Annotated in this window: 9 protein-coding genes; 2 read left to right on the plus strand and 7 right to left on the minus strand. The window is 63.8% G+C overall.

The genetic code is table 11. The annotated features are described in order from the left end of the window. Positions 1-22: 22 nt before the first annotated feature. Positions 23-2,746 carry a response regulator gene (locus IPM89_07250; protein QQS55568.1) on the plus strand — a complete coding sequence of 908 codons (2,724 nt, stop codon included), beginning with the start codon at positions 23-25 and terminating at the stop codon, positions 2,744-2,746. Between the two features lie 21 nt (positions 2,747-2,767). Here the strand turns inward: IPM89_07250 and IPM89_07255 are convergent, their stop codons facing one another. The 7 genes from IPM89_07255 to modA form a co-directional block, all read right to left on the minus strand. Next, entirely contained in the window at positions 2,768-4,555 is a 1,788-nt protein-coding gene (locus IPM89_07255) for a hypothetical protein (protein QQS55569.1), read from the minus strand. A 27-nt stretch (positions 4,556-4,582) separates the two neighbouring features. Continuing rightward, positions 4,583-4,969 carry a DUF779 domain-containing protein gene (locus tag IPM89_07260; protein QQS55570.1) on the minus strand — a complete coding sequence of 129 codons (387 nt, stop codon included), beginning with the start codon at positions 4,967-4,969 and terminating at the stop codon, positions 4,583-4,585. A 152-nt stretch (positions 4,970-5,121) separates the two neighbouring features. After that, a complete protein-coding gene (locus tag IPM89_07265; GenBank protein ID QQS55571.1) occupies positions 5,122-6,642 on the minus strand; it encodes an aldehyde dehydrogenase family protein in 1,521 nt (506 codons plus the stop codon). A gap of 265 nt (positions 6,643-6,907) precedes the next feature. Beyond that, a complete protein-coding gene (gene modD, locus IPM89_07270; GenBank protein ID QQS55572.1) occupies positions 6,908-7,744 on the minus strand; it encodes a ModD protein in 837 nt (278 codons plus the stop codon). Positions 7,745-7,819: 75 nt separating this feature from the next. Further along, complete coding sequence (modC, locus tag IPM89_07275) at positions 7,820-8,905, minus strand: molybdenum ABC transporter ATP-binding protein (GenBank protein QQS55830.1); 1,086 nt, start codon at positions 8,903-8,905, stop codon at positions 7,820-7,822. Beyond that, positions 8,902-9,576 carry a molybdate ABC transporter permease subunit gene (modB, locus tag IPM89_07280; protein ID QQS55573.1) on the minus strand — a complete coding sequence of 225 codons (675 nt, stop codon included), beginning with the start codon at positions 9,574-9,576 and terminating at the stop codon, positions 8,902-8,904. The genes modC and modB overlap by 4 nt, the downstream gene beginning before the upstream one ends. 12 nt (positions 9,577-9,588) lie before the next feature. After that, complete coding sequence (gene modA / locus IPM89_07285) at positions 9,589-10,344, minus strand: molybdate ABC transporter substrate-binding protein (protein QQS55574.1); 756 nt, start codon at positions 10,342-10,344, stop codon at positions 9,589-9,591. Positions 10,345-10,729: 385 nt separating this feature from the next. Between modA and IPM89_07290 the strand changes: the two genes are divergently transcribed. Next, positions 10,730-14,374 carry a hydantoinase B/oxoprolinase family protein gene (locus IPM89_07290; GenBank protein QQS55575.1) on the plus strand — a complete coding sequence of 1,215 codons (3,645 nt, stop codon included), beginning with the start codon at positions 10,730-10,732 and terminating at the stop codon, positions 14,372-14,374. Positions 14,375-14,382: the final 8 nt, after the last annotated feature.

Here is a 14,382-nt window from a genome sequence, read left to right on the forward strand (position 1 = left end):
ACCCACCCGCGGCGATAGCATCATGTTCGGCACCGTAAGAAACCGCTTTTACCTGATGGCTGGCCTGCTGCTGGTACTGCTCGGTATCGGCTACGCCGGCGTGGGGTTCTTCCTGGAGCAGCTTTCCTCCAGCGCCACCCGCGGCGAACAGGCCATGCTGACCGACCGGGAAACCCGCAACCTGGAACGGCAGTTCTGGGAAATCCGCTTTTGGGAACAGGCGGCGCTGTCGCAAGACCGTCCCGACGCCGAACAGCGCTTCGCGGCGCTGCTGAACCAGGCGAAAGCCAACATTCGGCAGATGGACCCACGGATTTCCAGCGTGCTGGACCCACCCAAGATCGACGAAATCACCACGCTGCTGGCGAAGTACGAAAACCTGTTCAGCCAATTGACCCAACTCAAGACTCAGCAACGGCTGAACAAGACCAATTTCGACTCCAACTATCAGGTGCTGTCCTCGACCATCTTCTTCATTCCAAACGCCAGCCCCCTTTATAAACCGCTGTTCAACGTCAATCGCTTCCAGGAAAGCTATTTCTTCGTCCGCTCGGAAGTCAAATACCGCGGTCTGATCATCGCGTTCGACTCGTTGCTGCGCAACATCGAGGGATCCTCCCTGCGCGAGGACAGCCGCTTTGGCTCCTACACCACCCGTTACCAGGAGCTGCTGCGCCGGGATTTCGACCTGGAAAACGAACTTCGCAACCTCAGCCGCAAGTTCGACGAGCTGACCCGCAGCCTGACGCTGCTGCTCTCCGAGATCTCCGCCCAGGCCATCAGCACCTACCACCAGGAATTCCAGGCCAGCCAGAACATCCGGGTCCACATCCAGCGCTCCCTGCTGGTGTTCACGGCGGTCATCATCGGCTTTTTCGGCATCCTGTTGCACTCGATGGCGCGCAGAATCGTCTGGCCGATCCGGGAACTCTCGGAGGTAGCCCGCCAGGTCCAGTCCGGGCAGATGGGTTCACGCTTCGTTTCCGGCCACACCGACGAGGTCGCTCAACTCGGTTTCGCCATCAACCAGATGCTGGACACCATCGAACAAAACAATGCCCGGCTGGCCGCCTACCACAACAACCTGGAAAAACTGGTCGAGGCGCGCACCGGGGAGCTCAAGAATGCCAAGGAGGCCGCCGACACCGCCAACCGCGCCAAAAGCGAATTCCTGGCCAACATGAGCCACGAGATCCGCACTCCGCTGAACGCGATCATCGGCATGGCCGATCTGCTGGCCGAAACCAAGCTGAGCAAGGAACAGCGTAATTACGTCGAAGTCTTCAAAAACGCCGGAGAAAACCTGATCATCCTGATTGAGGACATCCTCGACCTGTCGAAGATCGAAGCCGACAAGCTGATGCTGAACCATGAGAGTTTCGATCTGGAAGCGCTGCTGAACAAACAAATCGACCTGCTGGCGTTGCGCGCGCAACAAAAGGGGCTGGAACTGATCCTGTATCTCGGCCCGGATGTGCCCGTCACGGTCGAAGGCGATGCCCACCGGCTGCAGCAGGTGCTGACCAATCTGGCCGGCAACGCCATCAAGTTCACCGAGCGCGGCCAAGTCGTCATCGCGATCGACACCGACCCCGACCGCCCGGCTTCCGGCTACCTCCGCTTTGCCGTGACCGATACCGGCATCGGCATCCCGTTCGACAAACAACAGCAGATTTTCAAGGCCTTCACCCAGGCCGATGGGGCAATCACTCGTAAATACGGCGGTACCGGTCTGGGCCTCACCATCAGTCGGCGGCTGGTCGAGCTGATGGGTGGTCAGCTTGCGCTGGAAAGCCAACCCGACCATGGAAGCACCTTTCATTTCACGATTCGATTGGGGCTGACGCCGCCGCCGACTGACGCACTGGCACGGCCCACCTACCCGGCCATCGACGGCTGGCAGATGCTGGTTGTGGACGACGTAGAGCTCAACCGCAGGATCGTGGCGGAACCGCTGGCCCTGGCCGGGGCGCGGGTCGAGCAGGCCGACAGCGCCGGCGTTGCGCTGGCCGTGTTGCAGGGCCAGCGCAACCGCGGCCAACCCTGCCAATTGCTGGCGCTGGATTCCCGGATATCCGGCCCGCGCGGGCTGGATGGGCTGGATTTTGTGCTGAACAACCTGGCCAAGGAAGCGGCTTACCGGTCGCTGCCAGTGATCCTGCTCAGCTCCGGCGAGCCGCGCTGCCGGGAACTGGCGGACGCCAGCGATGGCCGCATCGTCTGCATGACGAAGCCACTCAAGCGCCGGGAGCTGTGGGTGGCGGTCGACTACCTGTTGGCCTACATCCGCGGCGAACGGCGCGCCGATCCGCTGAGCCGAGCCCCTCCCAGCCAGCATCCCCACGATCTTTCGAAGCAGGACGGTCTATCCATTCTCATGGCCGAGGATTCGCGCGAAAACACCATGCTGATCCGGGCCTACCTTAAACAGACACCGCACCGGCTGGAGGTTACGGAAAACGGGGCGCTGGCGCTCGATCTGTTCAAGCGGAACACCTACGATCTGGTATTCATGGACGTGCAAATGCCGGTCATGGATGGGTACACCGCAACCCGGCTGATCCGCGAATGGGAGCGCGAACAGCAACGCTCGCCGGTTCCCATCGTCGCGCTAACCGCCAATGCCCTGAAGGAAGACGAGCAGCGCAGCCTGGACGCCGGCTGCACCGCCCATCTCACCAAGCCCATCCGCAAGGGGATATTCCTGGCGGCGCTGGAGCAGTTCCTGCGCCCGCCGCCGGCTTGAAGCGGCGGGTCAGTTGACTTCTCAAGGCTCTCTGGCCTTGGCCGGCGCGGTGGGTTGCGCGGCGGCGGCCTGGCCCAGACCCCGTGCCACCGTGCTGTTACCGAGAAAGCCGAAGATGGCCGCCGCCGCCGGCAGCGAAGCACCGGATTCGCCACCCTCCACCAGCACGCTCGGCACCTTGACCGCGTCGGGGTTGGCCGCAATGAACGCCAGCACCTCCTTGACCATCGCCAACTGGTAGGTTAGCTCCCGGCCCAACACCTCGGCCTGGACCTGCTGGCCAGTGGCGATTTCCCGCAAGCGCAGTTTCTCGCCCTCGCCGCGCAACTGCGCCGCCGTGCGATCCTGCCGAGCCACCTCGACCTGAATTTCCGCCCGTACCAGTTCCGGCTGCTGTTCGGCGGTGGCGCGGGCCTTTTCGGTCTTGATCCGCTCTTCCTGTGCCTGCTGTTCCTTCTGGAAGGTCGTAATCATCTGCTGGGCCAGTTGCTCGCGCTTGCGGGCCAGCAGCAGTTCGGGCGGGATCACCGGATCGCCGAAGCGCACCTCGCGGATCGACACCCCGGCGTTGCGCGCCTCGGGAATCAGCGCATCCAGCACCGCCTGTTCCAACCGCGGCCGCTTATCCTGCAAATCCAGCACCCGGCGCACGCTTTGCAGATGGTCGCCATCCTGACCGTCCGCGACCGGCGCCGTGGACCCGGTGACGTTGCGCACGATACTGCGCACGGTCGGGGTGATGATCTTGTCCTCGACCGCCTGCAAATCGCCCACCGACGCCACCACGAACGGCGCGTCCTCCGGCGTGACCTGGGCCAGTACCCGCAGATCCTGCGGGATCTCCCAGCCCTCGACCCGCAACAACACCGCGTTGTCGGCGGCGCTCCGCGGCGTCACGATCTCCTCCCGCTCGGCGGTCTGCTCGATCTGCCCGTTCTGATTCAGGGTCAGGTTGATCCGCCGCCGGGCGTACCCGCCCTGGTACTGCCAGGTCTGGATGCGGGTATCCACCAATGCAACCTCGTAAGCGCGCCGGTTGAGGTAATAGGTGCCGGGAAGCAACGGCTCGTTCCAGACCCCGCGGCACCCCTTGGGCACCAGCGGAATCGACTGCTTGGCGGTACGCTCATCGCGCACCGGCCGGCAAGCGTCATCCGGCTTCTGCTGCACGTTCGACTTGATCACCGCCACGAAACCGGCGGGAATCGAAGTGGCTCGAAACAGATCTTCCTTGACGTAGACATCAAACAGGTATTGATTCAGCCGGTAGCGGCCCGGCTTCAACACCGTCAGTTGCGGCCCCTTCTGACCCCGACCCTCGCTCAGAAAATAGTGAGCGTCGAGCATTTTCTGTTCGTCGGGCCAGGCATCGGCCAGAAACTGATCCGCCCGCAGCGGCAGGCCGTCACGAGCAACCAGATAGCCGTAACGGCCGTCCGGGATCATCGTCACCGACGACTGCTCGACTTCGTACAGCAGGTTCAGCAGCGGTTTGAAATGGAAGCCGGGACCAAGAATCTCCGCTTGGGGACCGGATTCGCCATCCATGGCGATGATGTGGCCGGGCGGCAATTGCTTGAGCCCGTAGATCAGTTTCAGATGACCGACCTTGTCCTGATCGATGATCACGAACGAGGTCATCAGAATCATGAACACCGCCGCGAGCGACAGGGCGAAGCGCGTGCCGCTTCTGAGCCAGTCCAGCGACAGCGTCTTGCCGCCGCGGGTGGTCCGGGTTTCCGGGATCAGACGCGGCACGAAGATCGCGCCGAGCGCGAACAGGATGATCAACAGCAATAGGGTCATCATTCATCTCTTCGATCATGGAAAGGCAAGTCAGGCCTGTGAGCGGCGGGCCGGCTCTTCCTCCAGCGTCGCCTGCTCCTCGTCGCTGAACAGGCGCGAACGGGTCAAAAAGCGCAATCCTTCCGGTCCTTCCAGCGAAAACATACCGCCCCGTCCGGGCACGACATCGATAATCAACTGGGTATGTTTCCAATACTCAAACTGGGCGGCGCTCATGTAGAACGGGCAATCGCCGATCTCGCCCAAGCGCACATCGCCATCGCCGACCAGCAGTTCGCCTTCCGGGTAGCACATCGGCGCGCTGCCGTCACAGCAGCCGCCGGATTGGTGAAACATCAGCGGGCCATGCTTGGCCTTGAGCCGGGCGATCAAATCCAAGGCGGCTTCGGTCGCCAGTACGCGGGAAACGCTTGCCACTGATCCCTCCTTCACCCCGAGCAAGGTGGCCAATATAGGGCGGACCGAGCGTTGTCAGCCCGCCGAGATGGTCGCGCTGGCGGCGAATTGATTTTGCCAATCCGCCGGCGTGATGTGTCGAGAGCGAAGGATATCGGCGCCACGGTTTGATTTTAGAAGAACCCCATGGCCTTGGGGTTGTAGCTGACCAGGAGGTTCTTGGTCTGCTGATAGTGGTCCAGCATCATCCGGTGGTTTTCCCGCCCGATCCCGGATTGCTTGTAGCCCCCGAACGCGGCGTGCGCCGGATAGAGGTGATAGCAGTTGGTCCACACCCGCCCGGCCTTGATGCCGCGTCCCATCCGGTAGGCGATATTCATATCGCGGCTCCACACCCCGGCGCCCAGCCCGTACAGCGTGTCGTTGGCGATGGCCAGCGCGTCCGCCGCGTCCTTGAAGGGGGTCACCGCCAGCACCGGCCCGAAGATTTCCTCCTGGAACAACCGCATCCGGTTCTGCCCCAGAAACACGGTCGGCTGCACGTAGTAGCCGTTGCGCAGTTCCCCACCCAGTTCGACCCGCTGCCCGCCGGTCAGACACTCCGCGCCTTCCTGGCGGCCGACGTCCAGGTAGCTGAGGATTTTCTCCAACTGCTCGGAAGAGGCCTGGGCACCGATCATGGTGTCGGTATCGAGCGGATGGCCTTGCTTGACCGCTTTCACTCGCTGGATCGCCCGCTCCATGAAGCGGTCATAGCCGGATTCCTGAATCAGCGCCCGCGAGGGACAGGTGCAGACTTCGCCCTGATTCAGGGCGAACATGGTGAAACCTTCCAGGGACTTGTCGAAGAACTCGTCGTCCTGGGCGCACACATCGGCGAAGAAAACGTTGGGCGATTTGCCGCCCAGTTCCAGTGTGACCGGAATCAGATTCTGCGAGGCGTACTGCATGATCAGTCGCCCGGTGGTGGTCTCGCCGGTAAAAGCGATCTTGGCGATACGCTTGTTGCTGGCCAGGGGTTTGCCGGCTTCCAGGCCGAAGCCGTTGACCACGTTGAGGACGCCGGGCGGCAGTAGATCCTGAATCAGTTCCATCAGCACCAGAATCGACACGGGCGTCTGTTCGGCGGGTTTCAGCACCACGCAGTTGCCGGCGGCCAAGGCTGGCGCCAGTTTCCAGACCGCCATCAGGATCGGGAAATTCCAGGGGATGATCTGGCCGACCACGCCCAGCGGTTCGTGGAAGTGATAGGCGACGGTGTCGTCGTCGATTTCCGACAGGGTGCCTTCCTGGGCGCGAATGCAACCGGCGAAATAGCGGAAGTGGTCGATGGCCAGCGGCAGGTCGGCGGCCAGGGTTTCCCGCACCGACTTGCCGTTATCCCAGGTTTCCGCCACTGCCAGCATCTCCAGATGGGCTTCCATGCGATCGGCGATGCGGTTGATCCGGTTGGCCCGTTCCGCGACGGCGGTGCGGCCCCAAGCGTCGGCGGCGGCATGGGCGGCGTCCAGCGCCAGCTCAATATCCTCGGCACTGGACCGGGGGATCTCGCAAAACGCCTGGCCGGTGACCGGACTGATATTTTCGAAATATTCGCCCTTCACGGGCGCGACCCATTGGCCGCCGATGAAGTTTTGGTAGCGGGGTTTGAAAGTAATCTTGGAGCCGGATTGGCCGGGACTGGCATATAACATGGGAGCACCTCCTGACAATTGGTGGTTGCGGCAACGTGCTTGGGCATTGCCGTCTTCTCCAGGCGGTGAGCCAGGATCGTATCGATCCTGCTTGGCTCCCGCCTTCCGTAAGGGTAGACCCTGCCTGGAGAAATACCGCATGAGGCATTCCAAACCGGCTTCCGGCTTCGGCACGGGATTGCGCCGACTTGGCGCGGCATCGGCACCGCAAGTACCGGGTCGATGTCAGTCGCTGATTCTCCTCGCCCGCATCCGGAGAATCGCCCTATGCCGCCTTGAAGAATTGCACCCGCACATCGCGCGGCGCGGCGTGATAAGGCGCGGAGGTCGCGATCATCGCCGCTCCGGAAGCGACATAATCGGCGGCGTTCTCCACGCGTACTCCGCCGGCGGCGACCAGTACCGGATGTAATCCATCGGTTTCCAGCCGTGTTCGACAGGCGCTTAACCCAGCGGGCGTGAACTTCTCCAGTTGCAAAACATCGGCTCCCGCGCGCGCCCAGGTCAACGCCTCGTCCGTCGAGACGACCTCCACCACGATCTTCTTTTCCGGTTGACGATTTCGCAATCGGGCAACGGTCGCGCTGGGCGGCTCGTCGAGAAACAGGCGATGCTCGGCAAACACCAGCAGGGTTTCCGACAGGCCGAGCCGATGCGCGATCGCGCCGCCGGCCTGGATCGCCTTGATCGACAGCGCCTTGGTCCCCGGCGTGTTCTTGCGGGTGCAAGCGACGGGAACCGGCGTGGCGGCCCGCACCAGAGCCGCCGCGCCGCTGGCGATACCGCTAGCCCATTCCATCAAGGTCTGCGCGGTCTTCCACGCCCGGTGTAGGGCGTCCGCCGGCCCTTCCGCGCTCAGCAGCAAGGCATCGCTCTCTACCGCGGCGCCCGAGGGAATTACCAGACGGGCACTGGCTCCAGTCAGCGCGAACAGACGCACGGCCTCTTCAACACCACAGACGGTCATCGCGCCACGGGCATGAAACTCCAGACGACCCGGTCGTCCTCGCAAAGCTAGCGATTCGGTGGTCAGATCGCCAAACGGGACGTCTTCGGCCAGCAAACGGCTCAGGGCTTCATCGGATAGGGCGCATGAGTACATACGGTCAGTCATCCTTTTGGGCAGCTTTCAGATTGGGCGGATCAAAGCGAGGACTTGCCTTGCACCCGTATCGATTCAACCCAGCAGCGCCACTGCCTTGATCTGCGCCCACAGCGCTCTACCGGGCGTCACGCCCAGATGATCGAGGGAGTAGCGGGTGATACGGGCGATGAGAGCTGTGCCGCCGGCATCCATCTGAACCAGCACATGGGCCGGCGTATCGGCATCGGCTACCTCGGTCACGGTGGCGGGTAACAGGTTGGCGATGCTGGTCCCTTCGGCGCGGGTGAGCGACAGGCTCACGTCGCGGGCATGAACGCGGAACCGCAGCCGGCGCCCCAGCGCCTCCGGGCGGCGGGCAACCACCACGCTGCCCCCGGTAAAATCCAGCCGGGTCAAGTGGTAGACTTCATTATGGTCCGCCACCACCGCCTCGATGACCACCCCGGCATCTTCGGTAAAGGCGGTCGGTAGATCAAGTCGCGCCAGAGTCTCTCGCAAGCCACCCGCGGCCACCACGCGGCCTTCGGCCAGCAGCACCACATGATCCGCCAGTCGGGCTATTTCATCGGGTACGTGGCTGACGTAGAACACCGGAATTTCCAACTCGTCGTGCAGACGCTCCAGATAGGGCAGGATTTCGCTTTTCCGTTTCAGATCCAGCGCGGCCAGCGGTTCGTCCATCAGCAACAGTTCCGGGCTGGTCGCCAGTGCGCGGGCGATGGCGACCCGCTGGCGCTCGCCCCCGGAAAGCCGGTCGGGCATCCGGTCGAGCAGATGTCCAATGCCCAGCAATTCCACCGCCTGATCCAGCGATACCTTATGCCCGCCGTTCACCCGCTTTCGCCCGTAGTCCAGATTCTTCCGCACCGACAGATGTGGAAACAGGCTGGCTTCCTGGAACACATAACCCAGTGGCCGGCGATGGGTGGGCCGGCAAATGCCGCGCGCGTCGTCCTGCCAGACCTCGCCCTTGAACTTCAGCGCGCCGACACTTTGCCGCTCCAGTCCGGCCAGGCAGCGCAGCAAGGTGGTCTTGCCCGAGCCGGAATGCCCGAACAGCGCGGTGACGCCGCGACCGGGCAGGCACAGCTCGACATCCAGGGTAAACCCCGGCCAGATTACCCGAAAGCGGGCATGGATCGCCTCGTCGGATATCATTTCCAAGCGCTCGTCCCCTTGCGGGAGTAAAGAACCAGCAGCACCAGAAAACTGAAGAGCAACATGCCGCCGGCCAGCACATGCGCCTCGGCATATTCCAGCGCTTCGACGTGATCGTAGATTTGTACCGATACCACCCGGGTCTTTTCCGGAATGTTGCCACCGATCATCAGCACCACGCCGAATTCCCCGACCGTGTGGGCAAAACCAAGGATCGAAGCGGTGATGAAACCCGGTTTGGCCAGCGGCAACACCACGGTGAAAAACGCATCCCACGGACTGGCGCGCAGGGTGGCCGCCACTTCCAGCGGCCGAGCGCCGATCGCCTCAAACGCCTGCTGCAAGGGCTGAACCACAAACGGCATGGAATAGAGCACCGAGGCCACCACCAGCCCGGCGAAGGTAAAGGGCAGCACGCCCCATCCCAGGGACTGGGTCAGTTGACCGACCGGGCCATGCGGCCCCAAGACAATGAGCAGGTAGAAACCCAGTACCGTGGGCGGCAGTACCAGCGGCAGCGCCACGACCGCGCCGATGACGCCTTTCCATTTTGAACGGGTGCGGGCCAGCCACCAGGCGATGGGAGTCCCCACGATCAGCAGAATCACCGTGGTGATCGTGGCCAGCTTGAGGGTCAACCAGACCGCGGCAAAATTAGCATCGCTCAGCACCCGCGGGTTTCCTCAGAGATCGTAACCGTGGGACCGGATGATGGCTTTGGCCTTTTCGCTCTTAAGGTACTCGACCAGCGCCAAGGCCGCCGGCTGGTCCTTGCCCTTGGCGAGAATCGCCGCATCCTGCCGAATCGCTTCATGCAGGTCGGCGGGGACGATCCAGGTGGAACCACCGCTCAACTGACCGTCGATCATGACCTGCGACAGCGCAATAAAACCCAATTCCGCATTGCCGGTAACAACGAATTGATAAGTTTGCGAGACGTTTTCGCCAGTCACGAACTTCGACTGGAGGGCATCGAGCAGCCCGAGTTTCATCAGGGTGGCCACCGCCGCCGCGCCGTAAGGAGCGGTCTTGGGATTGGTCATGGCCAGATGCTTGAATGGGCCTTTTTTCAACACCCCGCCCTGATTATCCACAAAACCCGGCTGAGCGGACCACAGCACCAGCGTACCGATGGCGTAGGTGAAACGGCTGCCGGGCACGGTATCGCCTTCGGCTTCCAGCTTGGCCGGGGTTGTGTCATCGGCGGCGAGAAAAACCTGGAACGGCGCGCCGTTCTTGATTTGCGCGTAGAGCTTACCGGTCGCGCCAAAAGCAAGCAGGGCTTTATGTCCGGTGTCCTTCTCGAATTCGGCGGCGATTTTCCGCATCGGCGCGGTGAAATTGGCGGCGACCGCCACCTGAAGCTCGCCGGCCTGGGCCGTCAAGCTGGAAACGGCGAGCACCAGGCCCGCCAGCAGAGGGATAAAACGCAATGTCATGAGCGAGCGTCTCCGAGTGAGCGCCGCCATATAATACCGTTTCCCGATCGGTTTTGTTCTTTTCGGAGGCCAAAAACCACCCTGTTCGTCCTGCCCGTCCTCGCGAACGCGGGGAACGCGGATCTCCCGTTTTTCGGCGGCGGCCTGGATTCCCGCATTCGCGGGAATGACGAACACCTATTCAGAATGGGTATAACGATAGTGGAATGAAATTATCAATCATGAAGAGCGAGGCACGATGCCATTGGCGATCCTGGCCCGATCAACGGTGGGAAAAGCCAGGGAATCTTGAATAGAATGATGCCCGGGCGCCATATCGGATTAACCGGGTTTCGCTCTTTCATGAATCATGCGGCTTAGACGTCCGTCCACTGGAATATTCCCCATGACCGCACCCCCTTCCTCCCCCTCCGCCCGCTGGCAATTCTGGATCGACCGGGGCGGTACCTTTACCGACGTGGTCGCGCGGCGTCCCGATGGCCGGCTGGTGGCGCACAAACTGTTATCGGACAATCCCGAGCATTATCCCGATGCCGCCTTGCGGGGCATCCGCGATTTACTGGGCGTTCCGCCGGATCAACCGATCCCCGCCGAACGGATCGCGGCGGTGAAAATGGGCACCACCGTCGCCACCAACGCGCTGTTGGAACGCAAGGGCGACCGCACCCTGCTGCTGATCACCCGGGGTTTCCGCGACGCCTTGCGCATCGCCTATCAAAACCGGCCGAAACTGTTCGCCCGCCAAATCGTGCTGCCGGAGCTGCTGTACGAGCGGGTCGCCGAAGTGCGCGAGCGGGTGTCGGCCCAGGGGGAAGTGCTCGCCCCGTTCGATCCCGACAGCGCCCGCCGCCCACTGGAGGATGCCTGGCGCGCCGGCATCCGCGCCGTCGCCATCGTGTTCCTGCACGGCTATCGCTTCCCGGAGCACGAGCGGCTGGCGGCGGCGCTGGCCCGGCGCATCGGTTTCACCCAGATTTCGGTGTCGCACGAGGTCAGCCCGCTGATGAAGCTGGTCGGGCGCGGCGACACCACGGTGGCGGACGCCTATCTGTCGCCGATCCTGCGCCGCTACATCGACCGGGTCGCCAGCGAACTGAGCGGTGTGCGCCTGCTGTTCATGCAATCCCACGGCGGCCTGGCCGACGCCCGCCATTTCCGCGGCAAGGACAGTATCCTGTCCGGTCCGGCCGGCGGCATCGTCGGCGCGGCGCGCACCGCCGCCCGCGCCGGTTTCGAGCGGATCATCACCTTCGACATGGGCGGCACCTCCACCGATGTCGCCCACTACGCCGGCGAGTACGAACGCGCTTTCGAAACCCTGGTGGCCGGGGTACGGCTGCGGGCACCGATGCTGCACATCCACACCGTGGCGGCCGGCGGCGGCTCGATCTGCCGTTTCGACGGTGGCCGCTTGCGGGTGGGGCCGGAATCGGCCGGCGCCAATCCGGGACCGGCCGGCTACCGGCGGGGCGGACCGCTGACCGTGACCGACTGCAACCTGCTGCTGGGACGGATTCAGCCGGCGTTTTTCCCCAAGGTCTTCGGCCCTGACCAGGATCAGCCGCTGGACCGGAACACGGTCGCGCACCGGTTCGCCGCGCTGGCCGCCGAAATCGAAGCCGCCAGCGGCACGCGCTACACCCCGGCGGAACTGGCCGAGGGCTTTCTCAGGATCGCCGTCGAGAACATGGCCAATGCCATCAAGCAGATCTCGACCCAACGCGGCTACGACGTCACCGAATACACCCTGTGCTGCTTTGGCGGCGCCGGTGGCCAGCACGCCTGCGCGGTGGCCGACGCGCTGGGGATGCCGGTCATTTTCATTCATCCGCTGGCCGGGATGCTGTCAGCCTACGGCATGGGTCTGGCCGACGCCCGCCTGCTGAAGGAACGCGCGGTCGAAGCCCCGCTGGCGGCCGATCTGGCGCCGGTACTGGAGCGCACGTTCAGTGAATTGGAACGGGCCGGTCGGACAGCGATGCAGACCCAGGACGTTCCCGCCGAGTCCATTCAAGCCATTCGCTCCACCCGCCTGCGCTACGCCGGCAGCGATACCGCTCTGCTCGTCGCCGCCGGAGATCCGGGCCAATTGGCGACGCGCTTCGCCGACGCCCACCGGCGGCGCTTCGGTTTCACCCTTCCCGACAAGACGCTGATCGTGGAAGCGGCGCAGGTCGAGATCATCGGCGGCGGCTTCGGCGTGGGCATGGGCGAAGCGAACACGCCGAACGCGCCGAACACACCGCGCGACGAACCGCTGGCGCCAGCCGCGACGGTTGCCCTACATCTCATCGGGGCCGAGCAGGCCGCGCCGCTCTACCGGCGCGAGGACCTGCGGCCCGGTGACCGCATCGTCGGCCCGGCGATCCTCGGCGAAGCCGGGGCAACGACTCTGATCGAACCGGGCTGGCAAGCCGAGGTCGGCGGGCACGACGATTTGGTGCTGACCCGCCACCAGCCCCGCCCCCAGCGGGTCGCGGTCGGCACGGCCGTCGATCCGATCATGCTGGAGGTGTTCAACAACCTGTTCATGGCCATCGCCGAACAGATGGGCGTCACCCTGGCCAACACCGCCCATTCGGTCAACATCAAGGAGCGGCTGGATTTTTCCTGCGCGCTGTTCGACCGGGACGGCCAGCTCATCGCCAACGCCCCGCATATTCCGGTGCATCTGGGCTCGATGGGCGAGGCGGTCCAGGCCATCATCAAGGCCCACCACGGTCGCTTCCAGCCCGGCGACGTGTACGCGACCAACGCGCCCTATCAGGGCGGCACCCACCTGCCGGACGTAACGGTTATCACCCCTGTGTTCGACGCCGCCGGACGAGAGGTCCTGTTCTACGTCGCTTCGCGCGGCCATCACGCCGACATCGGTGGCATCACGCCCGGTTCGATGCCGCCGGATAGCGTCAACATCGAACAGGAAGGGGTACTGCTGGACAACGTGCAACTGGTAAGCGGTGACCGGTTTTGCGAACGGGAACTGCTGGAACGGCTCACCGCCGGGCCTTGGCCAGTTCGCAACGTCCGCCAGAATCTGGCTGACCTACAGGCACAGATCGCCGCCAATAAAAAGGGCGTGCGGGAACTGCGGCGGATGGTGGCGCACTTCGGTTCGGACACGGTCCACGCCTACATGCGCCACGTCCAGGACAACGCCGCCGAACAGGTACGGCGGGCCCTGGATCGGCTGAGCGACGGCGCGTTCGCCTGTGAGATGGACAATGGCGCGGTGATTCGGGTCGCCATCCGCCTGGACCGTGCCCGGCGAACCGCTCGTATCGACTTCACCGGCACCTCGCCACAACAACCCAACAATTTCAACGCCCCGCGCGCGGTATGTCTGGCGGCGGTGCTGTACGTGTTCCGCACCCTGGTGGATGATGACATTCCGCTCAACGCCGGCTGCCTGCGGCCGCTGGAGATCGTGATCCCGCCCGGCTGCCTGCTTGATCCCCGCCCGCCGGCGGCGGTGGTGGCGGGCAACGTGGAAACCTCGCAATGCGTGGTGGATGCACTGTATGGGGCGCTGGGGGTGATGGCCGCCGCTCAGGGCACGATGAACAATTTCACTTTCGGCAACGACCAGTATCAGTACTACGAAACGATCTGCGGTGGCGCCGGCGCCGGACCGGGTTTCGACGGTGCCTCGGCGGTGCATACCCACATGACCAACTCCCGGCTGACCGATCCGGAAGTCCTGGAATGGCGGTTCCCGGTACGAGTGGAGAAATTCGCCATCCGCGCGGGCAGCGGCGGCGCGGGCCACTGGCGCGGCGGCGACGGGGTTATCCGCCGCATTCGTTTTCTGGAACCGATGACCGCCGCGATCCTGTCCGGCCACCGCCGGATCGCACCCTACGGCCTGCGCGGCGGCATGCCGGGCCGGGTCGGACGCAATGCGGTGGAACACGCGAATGGGAAGATCGAGGAATTACCCGGCACGGCGCGGGTGGCCGTACAGACCGGAGATGTGTTCGCGATCGAAACACCGGGCGGCGGCGGCTACGGCGCGACCGACCCGGACTGAGGATCGGC

The organism is Candidatus Competibacteraceae bacterium (assembly GCA_016699715.1).
Taxonomy (GTDB): domain Bacteria; phylum Pseudomonadota; class Gammaproteobacteria; order Competibacterales; family Competibacteraceae; genus Competibacter.